This is a genomic window from Faecalimicrobium sp. JNUCC 81, assembly GCF_053667625.1.
In genome coordinates this window covers 2,392,202-2,416,781 of sequence record NZ_CM132203.1, presented here as the reverse complement: position 1 = coordinate 2,416,781, position 24,580 = coordinate 2,392,202, and the positions used below count along the sequence as shown (strand labels likewise).

General features: G+C 26.8%; 25 protein-coding genes, 2 riboswitches and 1 other annotated feature. Of the genes, 20 read left to right on the top strand and 5 right to left on the bottom strand.

The window, feature by feature from the left end; translation table 11 throughout:
• The first annotated feature begins 38 nt into the window (after window positions 1-38).
• The 5 genes from JNUCC81_RS12090 to JNUCC81_RS12070 all read left to right on the top strand — a co-directional run bounded on the left by JNUCC81_RS12090 (window position 39) and on the right by JNUCC81_RS12070 (window position 3,695).
• Window positions 39-431, top strand: a complete 393-nt coding sequence (locus JNUCC81_RS12090; RefSeq protein ID WP_454093707.1) for a hypothetical protein — start codon at window positions 39-41, stop codon at window positions 429-431.
• A gap of 678 nt (window positions 432-1,109) precedes the next feature.
• The gene (locus JNUCC81_RS12085; RefSeq protein WP_454093706.1) at window positions 1,110-1,484 is read left to right on the top strand and encodes a GntR family transcriptional regulator; all 375 of its coding nucleotides are present in this window, start codon (window positions 1,110-1,112) and stop codon (window positions 1,482-1,484) included.
• A gap of 12 nt (window positions 1,485-1,496) precedes the next feature.
• The gene (locus JNUCC81_RS12080) at window positions 1,497-2,348 is read left to right on the top strand and encodes an ABC transporter ATP-binding protein (RefSeq protein WP_454093705.1); all 852 of its coding nucleotides are present in this window, start codon (window positions 1,497-1,499) and stop codon (window positions 2,346-2,348) included.
• A gap of 4 nt (window positions 2,349-2,352) precedes the next feature.
• Window positions 2,353-3,000 (top strand): ABC-2 transporter permease, encoded by a 648-nt coding sequence (locus JNUCC81_RS12075; protein ID WP_454093704.1) that lies wholly within the window; start codon window positions 2,353-2,355, stop codon window positions 2,998-3,000.
• Window positions 3,001-3,116: 116 nt separating this feature from the next.
• Window positions 3,117-3,695 carry a hypothetical protein gene (locus JNUCC81_RS12070; protein WP_454093703.1) on the top strand — a complete coding sequence of 193 codons (579 nt, stop codon included), beginning with the start codon at window positions 3,117-3,119 and terminating at the stop codon, window positions 3,693-3,695.
• A gap of 19 nt (window positions 3,696-3,714) precedes the next feature.
• On the opposite strand, the gene JNUCC81_RS12065 is transcribed toward JNUCC81_RS12070, so the two are convergent.
• The gene (locus tag JNUCC81_RS12065) at window positions 3,715-3,948 is read right to left on the bottom strand and encodes a hypothetical protein (protein WP_454093702.1); all 234 of its coding nucleotides are present in this window, start codon (window positions 3,946-3,948) and stop codon (window positions 3,715-3,717) included.
• Between the two features lie 219 nt (window positions 3,949-4,167).
• Here JNUCC81_RS12065 and larE point away from each other — a divergent pair, with 219 nt between their 5' ends.
• The 9 genes from larE (at window position 4,168) to JNUCC81_RS12020 (ending at window position 13,812) form a co-directional block, all read left to right on the top strand.
• On the top strand, window positions 4,168-4,977 hold the full coding sequence (larE, locus tag JNUCC81_RS12060; RefSeq protein WP_454093701.1) for an ATP-dependent sacrificial sulfur transferase LarE: 810 nt from the start codon (window positions 4,168-4,170) through the stop codon (window positions 4,975-4,977).
• Between the two features lie 9 nt (window positions 4,978-4,986).
• Complete coding sequence (locus tag JNUCC81_RS12055; RefSeq protein WP_454093700.1) at window positions 4,987-6,129, top strand: THUMP domain-containing class I SAM-dependent RNA methyltransferase; 1,143 nt, start codon at window positions 4,987-4,989, stop codon at window positions 6,127-6,129.
• Window positions 6,130-6,193: 64 nt separating this feature from the next.
• On the top strand, window positions 6,194-6,952 hold the full coding sequence (locus tag JNUCC81_RS12050) for a hypothetical protein (protein ID WP_454093699.1): 759 nt from the start codon (window positions 6,194-6,196) through the stop codon (window positions 6,950-6,952).
• Between the two features lie 161 nt (window positions 6,953-7,113).
• Window positions 7,114-7,725 carry an HD domain-containing protein gene (locus JNUCC81_RS12045; RefSeq protein ID WP_208332364.1) on the top strand — a complete coding sequence of 204 codons (612 nt, stop codon included), beginning with the start codon at window positions 7,114-7,116 and terminating at the stop codon, window positions 7,723-7,725.
• Window positions 7,726-7,746: 21 nt separating this feature from the next.
• A complete protein-coding gene (locus JNUCC81_RS12040; RefSeq protein ID WP_454093698.1) occupies window positions 7,747-9,120 on the top strand; it encodes a hypothetical protein in 1,374 nt (457 codons plus the stop codon).
• Between the two features lie 18 nt (window positions 9,121-9,138).
• Window positions 9,139-9,837, top strand: a complete 699-nt coding sequence (walR, locus tag JNUCC81_RS12035) for a cell wall metabolism DNA-binding response regulator WalR (protein ID WP_454093697.1) — start codon at window positions 9,139-9,141, stop codon at window positions 9,835-9,837.
• 2 nt (window positions 9,838-9,839) lie between these two features.
• A complete protein-coding gene (locus JNUCC81_RS12030; protein WP_454093696.1) occupies window positions 9,840-11,270 on the top strand; it encodes an ATP-binding protein in 1,431 nt (476 codons plus the stop codon).
• A 37-nt stretch (window positions 11,271-11,307) separates the two neighbouring features.
• Complete coding sequence (truA, locus tag JNUCC81_RS12025) at window positions 11,308-12,045, top strand: tRNA pseudouridine(38-40) synthase TruA (protein ID WP_454093695.1); 738 nt, start codon at window positions 11,308-11,310, stop codon at window positions 12,043-12,045.
• 86 nt (window positions 12,046-12,131) lie between these two features.
• Window positions 12,132-12,343 (top strand) — a binding site (T-box leader).
• Between the two features lie 221 nt (window positions 12,344-12,564).
• Window positions 12,565-13,812, top strand: a complete 1,248-nt coding sequence (locus JNUCC81_RS12020; RefSeq protein ID WP_454093694.1) for an argininosuccinate synthase — start codon at window positions 12,565-12,567, stop codon at window positions 13,810-13,812.
• A 44-nt stretch (window positions 13,813-13,856) separates the two neighbouring features.
• On the opposite strand, the gene JNUCC81_RS12015 is transcribed toward JNUCC81_RS12020, so the two are convergent.
• Together JNUCC81_RS12015 and JNUCC81_RS12010 are read right to left on the bottom strand one after the other, a co-directional pair.
• Entirely contained in the window at window positions 13,857-14,237 is a 381-nt protein-coding gene (locus JNUCC81_RS12015; protein ID WP_454093693.1) for a DUF4363 family protein, read from the bottom strand.
• Between the two features lie 15 nt (window positions 14,238-14,252).
• Window positions 14,253-14,912: a DUF421 domain-containing protein gene (locus JNUCC81_RS12010; RefSeq protein ID WP_454093692.1), complete on the bottom strand. Its 660-nt coding sequence runs from the start codon at window positions 14,910-14,912 to the stop codon at window positions 14,253-14,255.
• Between the two features lie 281 nt (window positions 14,913-15,193).
• On the opposite strand from JNUCC81_RS12010, the gene miaB reads away from it, so the two are divergent.
• Window positions 15,194-16,627 carry a tRNA (N6-isopentenyl adenosine(37)-C2)-methylthiotransferase MiaB gene (miaB, locus tag JNUCC81_RS12005; RefSeq protein WP_454093691.1) on the top strand — a complete coding sequence of 478 codons (1,434 nt, stop codon included), beginning with the start codon at window positions 15,194-15,196 and terminating at the stop codon, window positions 16,625-16,627.
• 95 nt (window positions 16,628-16,722) lie between these two features.
• Entirely contained in the window at window positions 16,723-18,477 is a 1,755-nt protein-coding gene (locus JNUCC81_RS12000) for a sensor domain-containing diguanylate cyclase/phosphohydrolase (RefSeq protein WP_454093690.1), read from the top strand.
• Between the two features lie 38 nt (window positions 18,478-18,515).
• Here JNUCC81_RS12000 and JNUCC81_RS11995 read toward each other — a convergent pair whose 3' ends face one another.
• A complete protein-coding gene (locus JNUCC81_RS11995) occupies window positions 18,516-19,889 on the bottom strand; it encodes an alanine/glycine:cation symporter family protein (RefSeq protein WP_454093689.1) in 1,374 nt (457 codons plus the stop codon).
• A gap of 174 nt (window positions 19,890-20,063) precedes the next feature.
• Window positions 20,064-20,152: riboswitch (glycine riboswitch) on the bottom strand.
• A 628-nt stretch (window positions 20,153-20,780) separates the two neighbouring features.
• The gene (locus JNUCC81_RS11990; RefSeq protein ID WP_454093688.1) at window positions 20,781-21,392 is read right to left on the bottom strand and encodes an NUDIX hydrolase; all 612 of its coding nucleotides are present in this window, start codon (window positions 21,390-21,392) and stop codon (window positions 20,781-20,783) included.
• 186 nt (window positions 21,393-21,578) lie between these two features.
• Window positions 21,579-21,677: riboswitch (TPP riboswitch) on the top strand.
• A 135-nt stretch (window positions 21,678-21,812) separates the two neighbouring features.
• Here JNUCC81_RS11990 and JNUCC81_RS11985 point away from each other — a divergent pair.
• The 4 genes from JNUCC81_RS11985 to JNUCC81_RS11970 are packed head-to-tail and all read left to right on the top strand — an operon-like array spanning window position 21,813 to window position 24,563.
• Window positions 21,813-22,103 (top strand): MTH1187 family thiamine-binding protein, encoded by a 291-nt coding sequence (locus JNUCC81_RS11985; protein ID WP_208332352.1) that lies wholly within the window; start codon window positions 21,813-21,815, stop codon window positions 22,101-22,103.
• Window positions 22,078-22,842, top strand: a complete 765-nt coding sequence (locus JNUCC81_RS11980; protein WP_454093687.1) for an ABC transporter permease — start codon at window positions 22,078-22,080, stop codon at window positions 22,840-22,842. The genes JNUCC81_RS11985 and JNUCC81_RS11980 overlap by 26 nt, the downstream gene beginning before the upstream one ends.
• A 10-nt stretch (window positions 22,843-22,852) precedes the next feature.
• A complete protein-coding gene (locus tag JNUCC81_RS11975; RefSeq protein WP_454093686.1) occupies window positions 22,853-23,860 on the top strand; it encodes an ABC transporter substrate-binding protein in 1,008 nt (335 codons plus the stop codon).
• The gene (locus JNUCC81_RS11970) at window positions 23,841-24,563 is read left to right on the top strand and encodes an ABC transporter ATP-binding protein (RefSeq protein WP_454093685.1); all 723 of its coding nucleotides are present in this window, start codon (window positions 23,841-23,843) and stop codon (window positions 24,561-24,563) included. The genes JNUCC81_RS11975 and JNUCC81_RS11970 overlap by 20 nt, the downstream gene beginning before the upstream one ends.
• The last annotated feature ends 17 nt before the right edge of the window (window positions 24,564-24,580 follow it).

Here is a 24,580-nt window from a genome sequence, read left to right as displayed (position 1 = left end):
CATAATAATGAATAATACATAGTAAAGAAGGTATAATCATGGACTTTAATTTATTATTTGGAATATTTTGCATATTAGGATTGATAATCCTTAATGTTGAATACGTACTTAATACTATAAAAAAACTAAAATTGAAATTAAGAACAAAAAATTTAAATGAATCTATTGTAGAAGTTGAAATGAAAAACAAAAATTTTGTACATGGTTTTAGTGAGCCAATGTCATTGGAAAAAGGGAAAGGTTTTACTACAAATCGTATAGATTCTTATCTAGTTGAGTTCGAATATAAAGAAAAAGTATATACTATAGATTCAAAATATATTTTTGAAAAATATAATATAGGAGACTTAGTTAAAATTAAATTAGTAGAATCTTTAGATAAAAATAATTTGATTCTTAAATCTGAATTTTTTGCTGACTATAAGTTATAAAATAGTAGAAGTTTTTTAGCATTCTAATTTATTAATATAATGTTGCTTTGTTGATGATAAAGACGATTGCGATTTATATAAGAAATTAGGATATAAAATATTAGCTAAAAAAATAATTTTAAATGTAACGACAAATAATACCAAGAAATATGAGAATTGCATCTTATATGATAATGAAGTAGATAAAAATATAGCAGGAGTTTTAAGCTGGAGGAAAAAAGATTTTATAATTAAAAATGTAAAAGCTCACATAGCTTGGGAAGGTAGAAATTTATTTATTATAGGTGGAGAAACTAAAGAAGAATTTTTAAAAATGAAAACCGGCGAATATTGTACATATATGGTAGGTAAAGATAGATTTGAAACTTTAGATTTAGTTTTAAAGCACATAGGTAGATAAAAGAAAATTAAATTTAGCTAGTGATGAAATGTTTATAAAAATACCTATAGCCTATAATAGTAAAATTTAGTTATAAGGTTTAAATAAGATGCGTAGAAAGAAAAATTATTATAAAAGACCGTGTATATAGCAATATATACACGGTCTTTTTTTATGTGAAAATAAATTAAAATCAAAAATAAATAGACATTATATAATTAAAGTGTTAATATGTGTATATAGATAATATACACACTTTATATACAGTGTTACATATAATAATGTAAAGAGGTGATAAATTGAATATAAACATAAATAATTCATCAACAGTTCCTTTGTATGAGCAGATACAAAATCAAATAAAAGCCCAAATTTTAAATAGCTCATTAAAGCCAGGGGAAGGTCTACCATCAATAAGAAACTTAGCAAAAGAATTAAAGGTAAGTATAATAACAACTAAAAGAGCTTATGAGGAACTAGAAAAAGAAGGTCTTATACAAACTGTAACAGGAAAAGGTACATTTGTAGCAGTCCAAAACACCGAAAGATTAAAGGAAATGACTATGTTTGAAATAGAAAGTAAATTAGAAGAAATTATAAAGCAAGCTAAGTCTGTAGGGGTTACATTAGAAGAAGGATTAGAAATATTTAAAAGTATCTATGAAGAAGTATAGGGAGGATAATATATGAATGCTATAGAGATAAATAATCTTAGTAAAAACTTAAATGAATTTGAATTAAATATAAAAAATTTAGAAATAAAAAAAGGCTTTATTACAGGATTTATAGGTCCTAATGGTAGTGGAAAAACAACTACAATAAAATTAATTATGAATATGCTTTTTAAAGACAGCGGAAGTATAAAAATATTTGGTAAAGAGTATAAAGATGATGATATAAGTATAAAAGAGGTTATTGGTTATGTTGGAGATATCCCTGGTTATGTAAATGAATTAAAACTTATAGATATTAAAAAAAGCATATGTATATTTTATAAAAACTGGGATGAAAAACTATATAAAAGGTATATAAATCAATTTAAGTTAGATGAAAAGAAAGTATATAAAGAGTTATCAAAAGGACAACAAAAGAAGTTTGAACTTATAATGGCACTTTCTCATCACCCAAAATTAATAATAATGGATGAACCAACAGCGAACTTAGATCCATTAGTTAGAAATGAATTTTTAGATATAATTCAAGAGCATATAGATAAAGAAGAAGCAACAGTATTTTACTCAACTCATATAACTTCAGACTTAGATAAAGTATCTGATTATTTGGTATTTATATACAATGGAGAAGTAATACTTAAAGGAGACAAAGAAAGTATATTAGAAAATCATAAACTAATAAGAGGAAATAAGGAATTATTAGATAGTGATACTAAAAAAGAATTAATATCTTTCGCTGAAAATTCTTTTGGGTTTGAAGGATTAACATCAAATATTAAAAGTGCAAAAGAAATATTTGGAGAAGAAGTAGTATATGATAAGGCAAATTTAGAAGATATATTAATGTATTATACAAGGGGGTAAATTTATGAATAATATAGCTAATCTTACAAAAATGAGTTTTTTGAATTTAAAGTCTGTATTTAAACAAATAGCATTTGTACTTGTTATATGGACAGCTGTAGCAATATATAATCAATATTTTCTAAATATATTATTTGGATTTATAATACTTATGACGCTATATCAAGTAATGGTATATGAAGATATGAATGGAATCGATAATTTAATATCGGTACTTCCAGTTAAAAAAAATGAATATGTAATGTCTAAATATTTATTTGGAGCTATAATTATCTTACTAACAGGGATTTTTTTAGTAGTAGTATACAATATAGGAAATAAAATAAATCCAATAGATATACCATTAAAAGCGTTTTTAGGAATGGGTATAACTTCAGCAATATTTGCTACATCTTTTATAATACCAACAGTTTTAAAATTCGGTGCCAATAAAATGAGAGTGGTTATGGCAGTGATATTTATGATTTTAATAGGGTCAGTATCAGGAATGATGGAAATATTAAGCCAAAACCCAGAAATAATGGTAAAGATAACTAATATATTAGATACAATGGGAATATCAATGATATTAATCATTTTTAACGCAGTAATATTAATGATTTCGATGATAGTTTCTATAAAAATTTATAAAAATAAAGAAGTAAAAAAATAATTTTAAAATATATAAAATGAACTTTAAGTGAACTTTTTAATGAAAGTTCATTTTTTTTACGCAGATAGTATATAATAATATAAAAAATACTAACTAAGGTAAATAGGAGGAGAAAATTGAACAAAAATATAGGGAAAAAGTGCCTAAACGTAGCTTTACTTATTGCATATATATTTTCTATTGTATATTTTTTTATAAATAAAGAAATTGTAAGCTTGTCAATATCTATAGCATGTTTATTAGGTACAATTATATTGTATATAGTTAATCAAAAGAAAAATAAATTAATTGATAATAATCTATATATTGTACTTGTACTGTTTATTTTATTTTCATCTTTACTTGGAACTTGTTATAGATTTTACGATATAATAAATCGATATGATGATTTTTTACATGTTTGGTCTGGATTTATTAGTGTTAGCGTAGCATTTTCAATATTAAATTACTTAAATAAAGATGAAGTAGTTATTAAAATAAGTAAATTATTTATAGCTATATATTTATTCATGTTTAGTATGGGAGTAGCAAGTTTGTGGGAAATTATGGAGTTTTTACTTGATACATTTTGCGGGCTAAATACTCAAGCTGGAGGACTTACAGATACTGTAGTGGATATGATAGATGCATTAGTTGGTAGTACAATTATGGTGCCAATAATTATTAGGAAAATAAAAAATAAACATAAAAAATAGCGTAGATTTAAAATCTACGCTATTTTTTATTTAATATATATTTTGGTATGTACATAGTAATTCCATCTAAATTAGTTATAGAATTATATATTATATCGCTATGTTCTTCTATATTATTACTACTTAGTTCTAAGCTTAAAATAACATCATTAAAAATAACTACATCTAAAATATTACTATTTTCTCTAAACTTCAATTTAATATTTTTATTACATCTAAGAAAGTTTTGTAAGATGTCATAATTAATACTCATTGCCTCACCCCTAACTAAATTTATGATACAATAATTATCATAAATTATCAAATATTATAAAGTATACTAGCTTAGCATTTGTATATAAATAATATTTGGACTCAAAATGGATTTTAATGTATAATAGAAAGGCTAGACTCTAATCTAGTAGCAAGATTTGATTCTTAAATATTATATGTTTTATATAACTAATTTAGCGAAAATTTTGGGGGGAGTATAATGGATCTTAGTCAAAAACTAGAAAATTTAAAATCTAGGCTAAAAGAATTAGGAAGTATAGCTGTTGCATATTCTGGAGGAGTAGACAGCAACTTTTTATTAAAGGTAGCAAAAGATACATTAGGAGATAATGCTATAGCAGTAACCATTCATGCAATGATGCACTCTGACGTTGAGATAAATGAAGCAAAAGAATACGCAAGAAATTTTAATATTAAGCATGTTGTTTTTGAAATAGAAGATTTTAATTTAGAAAAATTCTTAGAAAATGGACCTAAAAGATGTTATTACTGTAAGAGTGAAGTTTTTAGTAAGATAAAAGAAATAGCAAGAGCAAATAATATTAAATATGTAGTAGATGGAACTAATTTAGATGATATAGGTGATTATAGACCAGGTCTTAAGGCACTAGAAGAATTAGATATAATAAGTCCACTTAAAGAATGTAATTTGACTAAAGAAGATATACGAATCCTGTCAAAAGAAATGGGACTAAGTACCCATAATAAGCCTGCTTTTGCATGCCTTGCAACTAGAATTCCATATGGAACACGAATTACTAAAGAAACGCTTGAGATGATAGAAAAAGGTGAACAATATTTAATAGAATTAGGATTTACTCAATTTAGGGTAAGACATCATGGAGATATTGCAAGAATTGAAGTAGATAAAGATGAAATACATAAATTCTTTAGCGTAGATACATTAGAAAAAACAAATAATAAATTTATAGAAATTGGATTTAAATATACGACCTTAGATATGAACGGATATAAAATGGGAAGTATGAATAAAACAATCGAAAAATAGGAGGAAGACATGAAAAACTATACACTAATATCACCTTGCTTTTTTGGTGTAGAAAAATTATTAGCAAGAGAAATAAAGAACTTAGGGTTTGAAATATTAAAGACAGAAGATGGAAGAATAACTTATAAAACTGGTGAAGATGGTATAGCTAAAGCTAATATGTGGCTTAGATGTGCTGAGAGGGTAAACCTTAAGGTCGCAGAATTTGAAGCTAAATCTTTTGACGAGTTATTTGAAAATACAAAAAGAATAAATTGGTCAAAATACATTCCTTATGGAGCACAATTTCCAGTAGCTAAAGCATCATCTATAAAGTCAAAGCTATATAGTACAACAGATATACAATCTATAGTTAAAAAATCAATAGCTGAAAGTTTAAAAAAGAGCTATATGGAAGATGGATTAATAAAAGAAGATAAAGAAAAATATCCTATATATGTATTTATACACAAAGATAAAGTAACAATATCTATAGATACAACAGGAGACGCACTTCATAAAAGAGGATATAGAGAAAAAGCAAACGCTGCTCCAATTAGAGAAACATTAGCAGCTACAATGATGTATTTAACACCATGGAGACCAGGTAGAATGTTAGTAGATCCTATGTGTGGATCGGGGACAGTTTTAATTGAAGCTGCGATGATTGGAATTAATATGGCACCAGGACTTAATCGTGAATTCATATCTGAAAAGTGGAGAACTATAGATAAAAAAATATGGTGGGATACAAGAAAGAAAGCTTTCGAAGCAATAGATGAAGAAGCAAGTTTTAAAATTTATGGATACGACATAGATGAGGAAGCAATAGAAATAGCAAAAGAAAATGCAGAAATAGCAGGAGTAGATGAATATATAGAATTTAAAGTAGGAAATGCTCTTGATTTTAAAAGTGATGAAGAATACGGATTTATAGTTACGAATCCACCATATGGAGAAAGGCTAGAAGATAAAGAAAGCGTACAAACTCTTTATAAGCATTTAGGTTATACATTTAGAGAACTTAAAAATTGGTCTTACTATTTAATAACTTCATATGAAGAATTTGAAAATGAATTTGGAAAAGAAGCTGATAAAAGAAGAAAATTATATAATGGTATGCTAAAAACTAATATGTATCAATATATTGGACCTAAGCCACCTAAAAAATAAATTAATAATTTCCCCCTTAATATAATATATATAATAGAAAGAGTATTTTAAGGGGGGTGTCATAATGTTTAGAATGAATGGAAGTAGAAGAAAAAAAGTATCTAAAGGTATACATTCAAATCAAATGGAAAAAACCGCTGAAAATAAAACACAATACACAGAAGATTTCAACGAGATAATATTAAATGATTTAGTTCCAGAGGAAAAAAGGTCAGAACTCGGATTAGAAAGTCAATCTGAAAAAAAATCTGGTGGATTAAAATTAAATTTAGGATTAGGAACAAAAAAATCATCTAAAAAATCAAATAGTAATAAAGTTGAAGAAAATAAACAAAATAACAAAAAATCATCTAAATCATCTAAATCAAGTAAAGGCGCAAATAATGAAAGTAAAAATCAAAATGCTAGTAAGCATAAAAGTAATAAACCTAATAGTGATTCAGTAGATAAACATAAAAAGACAAAATCAAAATCTAAAAAAAGTTCAAAACAATCTCAAACTGAAGCATATGAAGAAATAACACCAATTCAAGAAACTGAGGAGGTTGTTCAACAACCTAAACAATCTAAAAAAACTCACAAAAAAAATGTAAGCCAAAATAAAAGAAGAAGAAAACAAAATATCCAAGAAGAAGAACTAGAAGTAAAAAATGATGTAGAATTAGAAGTAGATGAAGTAAATGAAGATGAATATATAAGTGAAGAAAGTTCAGACTCTATATCATTTAGAGGAAAACAACCAGAAGAAGAATTCAATGAAGAAAATTTAAAAAATAAATTTGAAGATTTAGTATGGTCAGAAGACAAATTTCCTAAAAAGTAAATATGTAAAATATTAAAGAAAAATGTAAATAAATCATAAAAATAGTGTTAAAATATAATAAAGGCTTAGTATATATGCTAAGCTTTTATTTTTTTTATTTATAAATGTAAAATAAAAAATTCACATAAAAAACATGACAAAATTTAGAAAGTGGTGGTTTTATGGTTTATAAAAATACATTTAATGAAATAAATAAAATTTTATTAGAAAGTATGAAACCTTCTGAGGATATAAAACGTCTAATAAAAGAGGGGAAATTAGATATAGAACCTTTTAAATTAATTAAAAAATTAGAAAATATAGAACAAAATAAAAAATATCATCCTGAAGGAAGTGTATTAAATCATGTATTGTTAGTAGTAGATAAGGCTAGTGAGCATAAAGGGTATTCTGAAAATAAAGAAGTATTTATGTGGGCAGCACTTCTACATGATATAGGAAAATTAACTACAACTAGAATTAGAAAAAATCGAATTACATCGTATAATCATGATATAGAAGGTGAAAAAATAGCCTTTAAATTTTTAGACGCTTTAACTGATGATCAAGATTTTAAAATGAAAGTGTCTAAATTAGTTAGATGGCACATGCAACCTTTATTTTTCGATAAAAACCTTCCATTTTTTGAGCCACAAAATATGTTAAGTGATGTTGATTATAAAGAGGTTGCACTATTGTCATTATGTGATAGACTAGGAAGAGGAGAAATGGAAAAAAGTAAAATAGAAGAAGAAGAAAATCGAATAAAAAATTTCAAAGATTACTTTAAGTAAAACTAAAATGGGAGGTTTTGGATGAAAGTATCAAGATTGACAGTTTTAGCCAGTTTATTAGTTCTTTTTACTACAGGATGTAGTATAGATTCTGAATCTCCAGAACAGCTAATAAAGGATAAACCTGTTTATGATAAAAATAAAAAAGAGCTATATAATGCTATAAAACAACAACTTCCTTCAATAAATTCTTCATTAATACTTCCATCCAACTCAAGTGAAGTTGGAAAGATTAATGAAATTGATTTAAATAGCGATGGGGTAGATGAGATTGTGGCATTTGAGAAAAAAGAAAGTATAGATCCTAGCCAAAATGAAGTAGGATTTTTAATATTGGAAAAAAATCAAAATGGATCATACAGTAATAAAGCTAATTTACTTCAAAAAGGAGAAGCGATAGAGTATGCTAGCTTTTATGATTTAGACTCGGATGGAAATAAAGAGATAATTTTATTGATTAAAGAAAATGAAAAAACTAATCTTCATATTTATTCTTATAAAGACGATAAGATAAAAAAAATATATACTCTAGATCCAACATGGTTAAAAGATAAAAGTAATTTACAAGATATGAAAATTAAAATTGGTCATATGGATAATGATAATATAGCAGATATTCTAATTATGCATTATAACACAAAGACGAACAAAGCCTATGCAAGTATGGCTAATTTTAATAAAACTTTAGAATTTAAAAGTTATGTAGAGTTTGAAAATATTAGGAGTTTAGGAGATTCTTATATAACTATAGGAAATATAGCAACTGATAAAAGAGGTATAATATTAGATATGCCAACTATTAAAGGTAATAATTACATGACCCAAATATTATATATGGAAAATAATAACTTGAAAAAGGCATTTAATGATTATGAAAAAAATATAATGAAACCTTATTATATACCTGTAGCAGATATAGATAAAGACAAAGATAAAGTAATAGATATTCCAATTGTTAAGGGAAGTGGAAATACTTATACTGCGAAAAACTCAGCTACTGTAACATGGTATAAATGGAATGGGAAATCTGAAGAAAATTCAGGGTTAGTATTTATAGGCCAGAGATATTATAATTATAAGTACAATTATCAATTACTTATTCCAAATAAATTAATGAATAAATTATCTGTAAGGGAAGATTACCCAAGTGATGGTCCTGTATTTTATTTTGAATATTATGATACTGATAAAAATAAGCCAGTTAAATTATTTACAATATCTTTAAATAATAAGAAAAGAGTGGATGAAAATAAATCTATTGTATCTCAAAATGTCTTTGTTTTAAGGGAAGATGAGGAAAATACATACGTTTTATACATAGATAATGAAGCAGAAATGAAAAAACTAAAATTAAATCAAGAAATAATAAAAGAATTTTTCTTGCCGATATATTAAGTTTATTTGGAGGATATTATGAAGGAAAAAATATTAATAATGGAAGATGAGATAGGAATTAGAAGTTTCGTAAGTATAAACCTAAAAAGAGAAGGTTATGAAATAATAGAAGCTGGAACAGGTCAAGAAGCTATAGAAAAGATGAATAGTGAAAAAGATATACAATTAGCATTACTTGATGTAATGCTACCTGATATGAGTGGTATAGATGTATGTAAGTATATAAGACAAAATTTTGATCAAGTAGGTATAATAATGCTTACAGCAAAAGCTCAAGAGGATGATAAGATAGAAGGATTTATATCAGGAGCAGATGACTATATAGTAAAGCCATTTAGCATAAAAGAATTATTAGTTAGAGTTTCAGCACTAATTAGAAGAGTGAGAAAAGATGATAATATACCTAAAAATAGTGAGATAGTATCAGCACCATTTACTCTTGATTTAGATAAAAGAAAATTATTTAAAGATGGAGCTGAAATTGAACTTACACCTACTGAATTTTCAATAGTTAAATACCTAATGACTAATGCAAAGCAATCTCTAAGTAGAGATCAAATACTTGATGAAGTATGGGGAACTAATTATCTTTATGACTTTAAGATAGTTGACGTAAATATAAGAAGAATAAGAAATAAGATAGAGGATGACCCATCAAAACCTAAATATATACAAACTATTTGGGGTTATGGATATTGCTTTAGAAAGGAAGAGTAATAGTGCTACATTTTGAGGGTCTAAGAAAAAAGATAATTAAAAACTACTTTACGATAATAATTATAACAGTTACATTATTTGAAGGTTTATTCATATTCTATATTCAAAATTATTACTATGATTATGTAAGACAAAACTTAAAATATGTAGTTGATAGTACTAATTCAAATTATAATGGTAATATAGGTATGGAAACTGTTAGTTTTGAAAAAAAAGTAAATAATATAATTGAAAAAGAAAATCTAAAATTTAACTCTAGGTATGCAGTTACAATTATAGATAAAAATAAGAATATAGTTTTAGATAGATATGGATTTAAAACTAATGAAAAAGCAAATTATGAGGATGTAGATAGAGCATTAAAAGATAAAGAGTCAATACCTTATACACATAGAATTACACAGACTAATGAGCATGTAATGAGTATATCTATTCCTCTTAAGACTAATAACATAATTGAAGGTGTTGTAAGATATACAGTATCTTTAGACCATATAGACCAAGTGATATTTAAGTTAATATTAGGTTTAATACTAGCAGGAATATGCATTTTACTTATTGCTATATCTTTAAGCCTTAGATTTGCAGAGGGACTAATACAACCGCTAATAGAACTAAAACAATTTGCAAATGAACTAGCACATGGTAACTATAAGATAAAGCTTAAAAATAGAAAAATATCTGATGATGAGATTGGTGATTTAGCAGAAACTTTTGAATATATGGCATCTGAAATTGATAAAAGTGAAAAGCTAAAAGAGGAGTTTATATCATCTATATCTCATGAGCTTAGAACACCGCTTACATCAATAAAAGGGTGGAGTGAGACACTAGGTTATGAGGGAATCGGAAAAGAAGAACTTGACTTAGGTCTAGGAATTATTCAAGATGAAACTGAAAGACTTATAAAATTAGTTGAAGAATTACTTGATTTTTCAAGACTCGCATCAGATAGAATAAAACTACAAATTGATATGGTAGATATTAATGCACTTGCAAATGGAGTAGTTAATCAACTTAGAGTAAAATCAAATGAAAAAAATATAAAATTAGAAGCAATATTTGAAACTGAAAATATTGAAAATGTGCAAGGTGATAAAAATAGATTAAGACAAGTTCTTATAAATTTAGTGCAAAATTCAATTAAATTTACTTCAGATAGTGGATTTATAAAAGTAGTAGTATCACAAGATGAAGAATTTACTACAATGAAAGTAATAGATAATGGAGCAGGAATAGAAACAGAAAATTTAGATAAAGTATTAGACAAATTCTTCCAAGAAGACTATAATAAAGCCGGTAGCGGGTTAGGACTAGCCATAAGTAATGAAATAGTTAAACTTCATGGTGGAAATATGAGATTAGAAAGTAAAAAAGGTATAGGAACAACGATAACTGTAACAATAAAAAATAAGTTGATTGAATCAATTTAAATTATAATTAGTAACTATTTCTAGAAAGAGGAAGAATATGAAGAATATAAAAATGACAATAAAGTACGATGGATCAAGATATAAAGGTTTCCAAAGATTACAAGATAATGATATGACTATACAGGGAAAAATTGAATCAGTACTTAGTAAAATGACTGATGAAAATATTGAGATAATAGGTTCAGGAAGAACTGATATGGGAGTACATGCTTATGGACAAGTTGCAAATTTCAAAACAAATTCTGATATGTCCATAAAAAAAATGGAAGCATATTTATATGAGTATTTGCCAGAAGATATAGTAGTTACTCAATTAGAAGAAGTTGAAGAAAGATTCCATAGTAGATATAATGCTAAATCAAAAGTATATCTATATAAAATATATAATAACAAAGTGCATGATCCGTTTTTAAGAAAATATACAACTCATATATCTAAAAGATTAGATTTAGATTTAATGAAAGAAGCGAGTCAATTTTTAATAGGTGAACATGATTTTACTAGTTTTGCATCATCAAAATCTAAGAAAAAATCAAACATAAGAACTATAGAATCTATATCAATACAAGAAAATAATAATGTCATAGAAATTTATGTTGAAGGTGATGGATTTTTATACAATATGGTGAGAATAATAGCAGGAGCATTATTAGAAGTAGGTTTAAGAAAAAAATCTCCACAAGATATAAAAGACATGTTAGACGCTAAAGATAGAACTAAAGCATCTGATACAGCACCAGCAAAAGGATTATATCTTTATAAGGTAAAATATTAAATTTATAAAAATAAATTTATATGATTGACATTAACTATAATCTGAACTACTATTATTTACAAGATTAAAACTATTAATTTAATATTTAAAATTCTATGAAAAAGAGAGTAGCTTAAATGTATTTAATAGAGAGCTAGGGATGGTGGAAGCCTAGTAAAGAAACTTAAGTGAATAGAGCTTTGGAGAATACTATCTGAACATACAGTAAGGTAGTAGGTGAGTCTCGCCTTAAGAGAAAGAGTGGATAAATATATTTTATCAATTAGAGTGGTAACGCGGATAATAATTCGTCTCTTGGTTTTAACCAAGAGGCGTTTTTTATTATATATATTTTGTATTTTTTATACAAAATTCTAATTATAAGTATAATTTATCAATAAGAGTGGTACCGCGGTAAATTTCGCCTCTTAGTATTTTTATACTAAGAGGCTTTTTTTATTTTACACAAGCTATAGAAAAAGTAATTAAAAAGCTAATGAAGTTAAATATAAAAATTATAAATAATAGGAGGTAAAGATTATGAAAGAAAAAGTTATATTAGCATATTCAGGAGGACTTGATACATCGATTATAATACCGTGGTTAAAAGAAAGTTATGATATAGAGGTAATTGCTGTTTGCGCAAATGTAGGTCAAAATGAAAATATGGATGAAGTACATGAAAAAGCAGTAAAAAGTGGAGCTAGCAAAGTTTATATAAATGATTTAAGCGAAGAATTTGTAAAAGAAACTATTTTTAAAGCCATAAAAGCTGAGGCAAAGTATGAAGGTAAATATTTATTAGGTACATCTTTAGCAAGACCTATTATAGCTAAAAAGTTAGTAGAAATAGCACATATAGAAGGAGCAAAATATATATGTCATGGATGTACAGGAAAAGGTAATGATCAAGTAAGATTTGAAGCATCTATTTCTGCACTAGATCCAAGTATAAAAATAATAGCTCCTTGGAGAATTTGGGATATAAAATCAAGAGAAGACGCAATAGAGTATGCCAATAAAAATAATATACCAATAACGGCAACTAAAGAAAAGATTTATTCAGTAGATGCAAATCTTTGGCATATATCAACAGAAGGAGGGGATATAGAATATCTAGAAAATGAACATCAAGATAATATATATAAAAAATGTTGCTCATTAGAAAATGCATCTGAAGAAAGTGAATACGTTGAAATATATTTTGAAAAGGGAATACCTAAGAAAGTAAATAAAGTAGAGCTTTCTCCAGTTAACCTAGTAAATACATTAAATTATATAGGGGCAAAGCACGGAATAGGTGTAATTGACATAGTAGAAAATAGACTAGTAGGAATGAAATCAAGAGGAATATATGAGACTCCAGGGGGAACTATACTTTATGAAGCTCATAACATGTTAGAAAGTGCAACTTTAGATAAAGAAACTCTGCATTTTAAACATCAAATATCATTAAAGTATGGAGAACTTATATATAATGGTTTATGGTATACAAAAATAAGAGAATCAATTGATTCATTTATAGAAACAACACAAGATAATGTAACAGGTAGTGTAAAAATTAAACTTTATAAAGGAAATTTAAAACCAGCTGGAATATTTACAGAAAATGCACTTTATGAACAATCTGTTTCATCATTTGGAGATAGCAATCTTTATAATCATGAAGATGCACAAGGATTTATAAATTTATTTACATTACCGCTTAAAATAAAAGCACTAAAAGCGAATAATAAGTTTTGCGAAAATGATTTATACGAGGAAATAGCAGTAGAAAAAACTGTTTAAAAATATAAAAAGTAGGCTTTTAAAATTGAGCCTACTTTTTATATTTATAGAATATGGTTTAAATCACATTTTTCACTTTCTAATATATTTCCTAATGTAACTTTTATTATTTCTATATTTTCTAGTGCTTTCGATTTGTCATTAGTATTTATACTTTTATCTAGTATGTTAAAATGGAGACTTATTAAGTCAAAAGATTCATGGTTTAATAGTTTATACCAAGGAGATTTTTCTTTATCCCAAGAACTAGAGACTTCTTTTAATGCAATCTTAGCGTTATTCCAATTATCTTCTTCTATATAGTTTTCTATTATAGTAACTTTATTTTTATAATCATTTGTAAAATCACCAACTTCATTTGTAACGTAAAATCCAAATGTTATAAATAGAATAGTCCATATTAATACATAAACAAAAGACTTCAATGTAATCACCTCAACTTAGTTGACATCTTTTCTTTGAATAAATATATTATCATCTTCATCTAATATACAAATTAAAACATCTTTATAATTATCGATATTATTAGATTTTAAAATATCAAAAAGCCACTCTTTATCTTTATATACACTCTTAAGACTATTATTAATTATTTGACCATCTATTATTAAAGATATTGGTAAATGTTTAAATTCTTTAGAAGAATTACTATCATGATCAGGTGATGGAATTACACTTAAATTTCCATCAGTTTCTAAAATAGCATATTGAACATCTTTAATACTAAAAAAACCTTGAACTCTAAGTTGTTCAAAAATTTCATCAATAGTTATTCTTTCTTTTTTTAGAACTTTATAATCAATTTTACCTTTATTAATTAAAATAGCAGGTTTACCAGATAAGAATGAGCTAAGTCTTCTGCTTTTTAAAGCGAAATAAGATATAAAAGTTTGCATAAAAACAAGACCAGTTATAGATGCAATTCCATATATTATAGGAATATTATTATTTTCCATTGGAATAGATGCAACTTCTGCTAGTAAGAATGTTATAACTAAGTCAAAGGCATTCATTTCAGCAATTTCGCCTTTTCCCATGATTCTAAGTGATATTAATACTGCTATATATAATATAATACTTCTTATTAAAACTATAACCATTTTATTATCCTCTTTCAAAATGATATAATAAATTTATTATTTCCAATATATAAATATTGATACTTAAAACTTAAATCTAACATCTTTTAAAAATTATTCAAATTTGATATAATAAACTTCAAATGAAATTTTAAATATTAATCTAAAAATATTAATTTAAATGGAAAAATTTATAAAAATAGAAAGCTATATTTAACTTAAGTTTAAGTAAATATACTAAAATTAAAAAATAATTTTTAATATTTGTGGTTATAAGGTTTTATAACTAAGGAGGAGATACTATGGGGAAAAGAAAACAAGTACAAGTTCCTATTGAAAAAATACAAGAACAAGATAGATTTATAGAGGTAGTAGCAGAAAATAATAGTAGATTTTATGCAATACATCAAACTAAGCCTAAATATATGATACAAACTTTTGGCTGTCAAATGAATGAACATGATTCTGAAAAATTATCATCTATGTTAGAAGAAATGGGATATGATAGAGGAATGATGGTGGATGAGTGTGATTTAATAATATACAATACTTGTGCAGTAAGAGAAAATGCAGAACTTAAAGTATATGGAAATCTTGGACATTTAAGATTAGCAAAAAGAAAAAATCCAGATTTAAAAATAGCTGTTTGTGGATGCATGATGCAACAACCTCATGTTGTAAAAGAATTAAAATCAAAATATAATCATGTAGACCTAGTATTTGGTACTCATAATTTATATAAATTCCCTGAGCTATTAACTAAGTCAATGGGTGCAAGTAAAATGCTAGTTGATGTTTGGGATGTTGATGGAGAGGTAGTAGAAGGCCTTAGAAGTAGTAGAAAATTTGAACTTAAAGCATTTGTAAATATAATGTATGGTTGTAATAACTTCTGTACTTATTGTATAGTTCCTTATACAAGAGGTAGAGAAAGAAGTAGAACACCAGAAGATATAATGAATGAAATAAAAGAATTAGTTGCAAATGGAACTAAAGAAATAACTCTACTTGGTCAAAATGTTGATTCATATGGAAAAACATTAGAAGAAGAAATAACATTTGCAAAGCTTTTAAGGATGGTAAATGATATAGAAGGAATTGAAAGAGTTAGATTTATGACTTCTCACCCAAAGGATATATCAGACGAGGTAATATATGCTATGAGAGATTGTGATAAGGTATGTGAATTCCTGCATCTACCAGTTCAATGTGGAAGTACAAGCTTACTTAAGAAAATGAATAGACACTATTCTAAAGAATATTATTTAGAAATAATAGAAAAAGCTAAGGCCGAAGTTCCAGGAATAGCTTTCTCTACAGATTTAATGATAGGATTCCCAGGGGAAACTGAAGAAGATTTGTTAGATACAATTGATGTAGTTGAAAAAGTAAGATATGATTCTGCATTTACATTTATATATTCAAAGAGAAAAGGTACACCAGCAGCTGAAATGGAAAACCAAATAGAAGATAGCATAAAGCACGAAAGGTTTAATAGAGTATTAAATAAAGTTAATGAAATATGTGCTGATATAAATGAAAGCTATAAAGGTAAAACAGTTGAGGTTTTAGTTGAAGGCGCAAGCAAAACAGATGAAAATGTATTAACTGGAAGAACTAGACAAAATAAATTAGTGAACTTTACAGGGGGAAGTAAAGACTTAGTTGGTAAATTAGTTATGGTAAAGATAAATGATCCAAAGACATTCTCGTTAAATGGTACTTTAGAAGTATAAAAAACAAAAAATTATAAGGGTTTATTATTAAAGTCCTAAGATTATATGTCTTAGGACTTTTTGGAGAGTAAATTAATAATATGGGAGAAGTATAGATGTTTAATAATTTATTAGAGTTACTATTAGATACAGTTCCATATTCAATATGGATGATGAGTATAGATAGAAAATTTGCTTTTGCAAATAAGTTTTTTTGTGATTCCCTAAATAAATCTAAAGAAGAAGTTTTAGGAAAAACTTTATTTGATTTATACGAAAAAGAATTAGCAATAGAATATACAGGTAATTATGATGAGGTTTTAAAATTAGACAAAGCCAAATTATTTACAGGATATCAAGGTAATTTATTTTTAGAATGTTATATAGCTCCAATAAAAAATGAAGGCAAAATAATTGGTTTTCTGGCTATACATCAGGATCAGACAGAACGAAAAAAAGATGAAGAAGAAATAATAAGACAAAAAAAATTATTGAAAACTATAATGGACACTATACCAGATTCAATTTTTTATAAAAGTATAGAAGGTACTTATTTAGATTGTAATATAGCATTTGCGAAAGATTACTATAATCTAGAAAAAGAAGATGTTATAAATAAAAAGGATATAGAGATAGTAAAAGATAGTAAGCTTATAAAAAAGATTGTTGAAACAGATAGTAGAGTAATTCACAATAAAACAAAAGAAGTTAACCGTATTAAGATAAAAGATAACAAGAATATAAAATATATGGAAAGTATTAAAACTCCTGTACTGGATAGTAAAGGAGAAGTTTGGGGTATTGTAGGTGTATCGCGAGATATAACATCAAGAATATTACTTGAAAGAGATTTAAAAAGGCTTAGTTATAGAGATAAGCTTACGGGGGTTTACAATAGAGCCTATTTCGATAAAAAAGTAGAAGATATGAATAAAGATAGCTATTTTCCTCTTAGTCTAATTGTTGGAGATGTTGATGGGTTAAAGATAGTAAATGATACATTAGGCCATTTAAAAGGAGATGAACTTTTAATTAAAATAACCAATATTTTAAAAAAGGTGTGTAAAAAAGAGAATATAATAGTTCGTTGGGGTGGAGATGAGTTTGTAATTTTGCTACCAAATACTGAATATGAAGAAGCAAAAACATTATGTGGAAAAATAAAATATGTATGCAAAATGGAAGAACATAAGGATATACCACTTAGTATATCTTTAGGATGCTCTACAAAGAGGAGTTTAAATCAAAGCATAGATGATGTTTTAAAGGAAGCCGAAGATGAAGTTTATAGACAAAAACTTCAAAGCCAAAGTAACTCTAAAAGCTATTTGTTATTATCTTTACAATATACATTAAAAGAAAAGTGTATAGATACTCAGGAACATACAGATAGGGTAGTAACATACGCTAAAAGACTAGCTAATAAGATGAATTTAAGTGAAGAGCGTACCGATGAACTGATTTTAGCAGCAACCTTACATGATATAGGAAAAATAGGAATACCTAATGATATTTTATTAAAACCTGGTAAGCTAACGGACTTAGAATATAAGACTATAAAAACACATTCGGAGAAGGGATATAGAATTGCGAAGTCAAATTATGAAATAGCTCATATCGCAAAATGTATATTATCTCACCATGAAAGATGGGATGGTGATGGTTACCCTCTAGGATTAAAAGGAGAAGAAATTCCATATTTAGCTAGACTTATATGTGTACTTGATTCATATGATGCAATGACTAGTTCAAGACTATATAAAGATAAGATATCAAATAAAAAAGCATGTGAAGAAATTAGAAGATGTTCAGGGACTCAGTTTGATCCTAATATAGTTAAAATATTTTTAGAAGAGTTTGAAGATTTATAAAGGGCATTTAAGGGTTATCTTAAATGCCCTTTTGTTCATTATGTAGTTTTTTGTGTATTTTTTAAATCTTTATTAGAATTTATATAGTTAAAATATAATTTTGTTTCAGAAACTACTATAGGTGAAAGTGCAATAAGTGCTATTAAGTTTGGAATAGCCATAAGACCATTTACGATATCAGCTATTATCCACACTAGCTCGAGCTTTAAGAAGGCTCCAAGTAAAACCATTAATACAAATAACATTCTATATCCATTTATACCTTTGACTCCAAATAAAAATTCAAAACATCTTTCTCCATAATAACTCCAACCAAGAATAGTAGTAAAAGCAAATAAGCTTAAGCTAATTGTTAAGAACAATGGTCCAATAGAAGGTAATACAGTTTCAAAAGCAGATTGAGTCATAAGTGCTCCATTTAAATCTGATTGCCATACTCCAGATAATATAAGAGCAAACCCTGTAAGAGAACAGATTATTAAACTATCGATAAGAGTACCTGTCATAGAAATAAGTCCTTGTTCAGCTGGCCATTCAGTCTTTGCAGCAGCAGCAGCTATTGGAGCACTACCAAGTCCAGATTCATTTGAAAACACTCCACGAGCGATACCATTTCTAATTGCCATTGATACAGTAGCACCTAAAAATCCACCAAAAGCAGCTGTTGGAGTAAATGCACTTTTTATTATTAATACAAATGTTTCTGGTACTTTATTAAAGAAAGTTATAATTATTAAAGAACATATTAATATATACACAGTAGCCATAAAAGGTACGATTTTAGTTGCTACATTAGAAATGCTTTGTAATCCTCCAAATATTACAAACGCAACAAGCACTGCGATAATAACACCTGTAATTTTAGGATCTACACCAAAACTTCCGTTTATAGAATCTGTTATAGAATTAACTTGTGTAAAAGTTCCTATTCCAAGTAAAGCAACTAATATACCACTTACAGAGAAAAATATAGCTAGAGGTTTATATTTTTCGCCCATTCCATTTACGATATAATACATTGGACCACCTGAGATATTTCCGTTTGAGTCCTTTACTCTGTACTTTATAGCAAGAAGACCTTCTGCATATTTTGTAGCCATTCCAAAGAAGGCAGCAAGCCACATCCAAAATAAAGCACCAGGACCACCTGCTTTTATAGCAGTTGCTACACCAACGATGTTTCCTGTTCCTACTGTAGCAGCAAGTGCGGTACATAAAGCACCGAAGCTTGAAATATCACCAGTACCACTATTTTCAGCCTTAAATATAAGTCTTAAAGACTGAGGTAACTTTCTTATTTGTAAGAAACCAAGTTTAAAAGTAAATAATATACCAGTACCAACTAAAAGAACTAGTAATGGTGGACCCCATATAAAAGAGTCGATTTTGTTAAAGACATCAATTAAATTCATAAAAAACACTCCTTATTTTTTATGCCCTAAAATCAATAGAGTTTTAATTGACAGGTAGTTAATAAAGTGATTAACGAAATATGTGTAATAAAAAAAGCTAAATCTAAAAGATTTAGCTCTGGATATACACTAGGATACTTTAAATTAAAGCACAATAAGCACATTAATAAAAAATATGTTATCCCTGTCCTTTTGCCTGAGAGATTGAGCGTTATTGCCTTGCCCCTTCGGCGCCTATAATAGGTCTCTCCAGAGTTCCCTAAGCTTTACAGTCCTACTTTTATAAGGAAAAGTACCTGAGAGTGCAACTCCTTCGGTGTGCCATTTTGACAACTCTTCTATAAAGCTTCAATCGGGTATTGATTTGTTATAGCATTATTTAATATTTATGATATATATATAATTAGTAAATGTCAACTAAAATTTAAAAAATATATATAATGTTAAATATTTATGAAAAGTAACTTTAATTCAAATAATAAATTTTTTATAAAAAATAAAAATAAAATGAATTTAAATTTAACAATTGGTTAATATATTATTACATAGTTAATGAAAGTTAATTATGTATCTATACTTACTAGATAAAAGCTAGGATAATACCTAATCTTTTACTAGTATCTATTGGGGGTATAGATGATGAGATATCAATGAGATATCATATTAAATAGATTAAATATATTAAAACAACCTCATTTTAATATATTACTTTTAGTTTTGTAATCAATTACCAATAGGTGATTTATATACTAATTTGTAAGTTCTATTTAATAAAAGTCAAAGAGAGGAAAAGCTTACTAAAAGTAAAAGCTTTGGTAAAAGGCATTAGGTTTGATGGATATAACTATTAAATCTAGTGTCTTTTGTTTTGTAAAAATAAAAATAACTTCTTTAAGAAGTTATTAAATTTAAGAAGTTTTCTAATATTTTTGCGGTTATTCCCCAAATTACATAGTTATTATATTTATAAAAGAAAACATCATATTTGCCTACAGCAAATTTATAATCTCTTTTGTTTGGTATTATATCATAAGGAAAATTATCATGAGGAATAATTTGTATCTCGTTATCAAAATAAGTTGGTTTATTTTCTAGTAAATAAGCAAGAGGTACTAAAAAAATATGATCAACTTCATCTTTATTTATATTTAAGTCTCTAATATCCTTTATATAACCTAAATAAGGATGAACTATAAGATTCATCGGTGTTACAAGTAAGTCAAGTTCAGATATAATCTTAATATTATCACTAAATGTTCCTAGTTCTTCGCAAGTCTCACGAATTGCCGTATTATAAGGATCTTCACCTAGTTCTATTTTACCACCTGGAAAAGATATTTCATTAGGTTGAGATCTTAGATTTTTAGATCTAACTTCAAATAGTATATAATAAGAATCTTCTTTTTTTACTATAGGTATTAAGACAGAAGCTTTTTTCATATCACTAGACCCATTTATATAAGGTTTATAATTTTTAAATTTATTTTTTAAATCGTCTAACATTGTTGTCCTCCTAGTTTTGCATAAATATATACATATATTATATACTATATTACAGAAGTTGATTTATATTAACAAAATATTATTAAATATTAAAATTTATATAAATAATTGATAGAGATATATAAATTTGGGTAACTATAAAATAATTGTTAAAATATGATAAGTATAGTATAATCAAGTTGCAAATGAATATATCAGGGGAGCTAATTGCTGAGAGGAGATTATAATCTCGACCCTTTAACCTGTTTGGATAATGCCAGCGTAGGGAGACAAGAAAAAGATAGTATAAGTCTTATCCTTAATGGGATAAGGCTTTTTTATTATCATATAAAATTACTGACCTAATTTAAAACTTAACAGGGCAAAAGGCTTCAAAATATATCATAACTAAGACAAAATAATCTGGAGAGGATGATTTAAATGGTAATAGCAGATGTATCTGTAATGCCCCTAAGACCTTATGGTGGGGAAGAAGAAATGTACAAAGTAGTAGATGCTTGTATAGAAGAAATTTCAAAGAGTGGATTAAAATATGAAATTGGAGCTATGAGTACTACTATAGAAGGTGAATTTGATGAAGTATTTGACCTTTTAAAAGTAATACATAAAATACCTTTTAGCCTTGGATGCGAAAGAGTTATAACAATAGCTAGAGTAGATGAAAAAGCTGGAGGCATAACAATAGATGAAAAACTTAAAAACCATAGATAAAATAAAAAATAGTTTATATCCTATACTTACATTTTTATTTATATTGGTTATTTGGCAAGGTGCTGTAAATATATATGATATACCACAATATGTGCTACCATCACCAAGTGATATTGTACAAGTTTTTTTTAAGGATTACCAAAACTTATATACACATACTATAGTAACCTTAAATGAAGCAGTAATTGGTTTTGTAGTCTCAATAATATTATCAATAAGCATTGGTATACTAATGGATTTTATACCATTATTTAAAAAATGTTTTTATCCAATAATGCTTGTATCTCAAACTATACCAACTATAACTATAGCACCGCTTCTTATAATATGGTTTGGATTTGATTCACTGCCTAAAATAATAATGGTAACATTAACTTGTTTTTTCCCAATACTTATAAATTTTGTAGATGGGATAGAAAATATAGACAAAGATTATTTGAATTTGTTTAAAACTATGAACTCTAATAAATTCAAAACATTTATACATCTTAAGTTTCCAATGTCTATGGATAAACTTTTTTCAGGTCTTAAAATATCAGCAACTTACGCAGTCGTTGCTGCAACTGTAGCTGAATGGCTAGGAGGAACTAAGGGACTTGGAGTATATATGGTAAGATCAAAAAGTGCTTATGCACTAGATAAAGTTTTTGCATCAACTATATTAGTAGTAATATTTAGCTTAGTATTTGTTGCAATTATGCAAGCTATAAAAAAAGTAGTACTTAAGCATAAGAATTAGGGAGGATATTATGAAATTTAATAAATTATTATCATTAGGATTAATAAGTGCACTTACAATAGGTACGTTATCAGGATGTAGCAAAGAGAATAAAAATATAGATAACAAAGATAAAAATCAAAAAGTTACTATGGTACTAGATTGGACTCCAAATACTAATCATACAGGACTATATGTAGCACTTGAAAATGGATATTTTAAGGAAGAGGGATTAGATGTTGAAATAGTACAACCAGCAGATGGAGGAGCTGCTACTTTAGTAGCTACTGGAAAAGCTGATTTTGGAATAAGTTATCAAGAGGAAATGACTTTTGCTAAGACTAGTGAAGATCCACTTCCAATAAAGGCAGTTGCAGCAGTTATACAGCATAATACATCAGGATTTGCTGCACCAAAAGATAAAAATATAACTTCAGCTAAAGATTTTGCAGGTAAAACATATGGTGGATGGGGTTCTCCTTCTGAAGATGCTATACTTGATGCAGTTATGAAAAATTCAGGAAAAGATTTTAAAGATTTAAAGGTAGTTAATATTGGAGATGATGATTTCTTTACAGCTGTAAAGAAGAATATAGATTTTGCGTGGATATTTGAAGGATGGACAGGAATAGAAGCTAAACAAAAAGGAATAGAACTTGATTATATAGCTTTAAAAGATTTAGATAAAAGATTAGATTACTATACTCCAGTTATAATATCTAGTGAAAAATTACTTAATGAGAATCCAGAGTTAGCTAAAAAGTTTTTAAAAGCAACTACTAAAGGATATGAATATGCAATAAAAAATCCTACTGAAGCTGCTAAAATATTAGTTAAGCACGCTCCAGAGATAAATGAAGAATTAGCAATAGAAAGTCAAAAATACTTAGCGACTAAGTATAAAGACGATGCAGCTAGATGGGGAGAAATGAAAGATAGTGTATGGGATAACTATACAGAATTCTTAAAAGATTATAAAGTAATAAATAAAGATATGAAAGCAAGTGAGGCTTATACAAATGAATTCTTACCAAAGTAAAAAGGTTAAGATAGACATAAAAAATATATCTAAAAACTATGATGAAGTTAAAATTTTAGAAGATATTAGCATAAAAGTTTTAGAAGGCGAATTTGTATCAATTCTTGGCCCAAGTGGATGTGGAAAAAGTACAATATTTAATATTGTAGCAAACTTAACTGATTTTAGCAGTGGAAGTATTGATATAAATGGAAGATTAAGTTATATGTATCAAAAAGATTTATTACTTCCATATAAAACGATAATAGATAATGTGTCATTACCTTTGATTTTAAAAAATACAAATAAAAATAATGCATATGAGAAAGTTAAATCATATTTTAAAGTGTTTGGTCTAGAAGGATATGAAAAAAAATATCCAAGTGAATTATCTGGAGGAATGAAGCAAAGAGCTAATTTTTTAAGAACATATATAAATTCTAATGACATAATGCTTTTAGATGAACCTTTCGGAGCATTAGATTCTATAACTAAAGCATCAATGCAAAAGTGGCTATTAGATGTTAAGAACAAAGTAAATGCTACTATACTTCTTATAACTCATGATATAGATGAGGCTATAATGTTATCTGACAGAATTTATGTTATATCAAATAAACCTTCAAAGGTTAAATCTGAATTTGTAGTTGATAAAGATTTCTATAACGAAGATAAATTAGAACATATAGCAAATTTAAAAAAAGAAATAATTAAACTTTTATAATATAAGAGCAGTAAGAA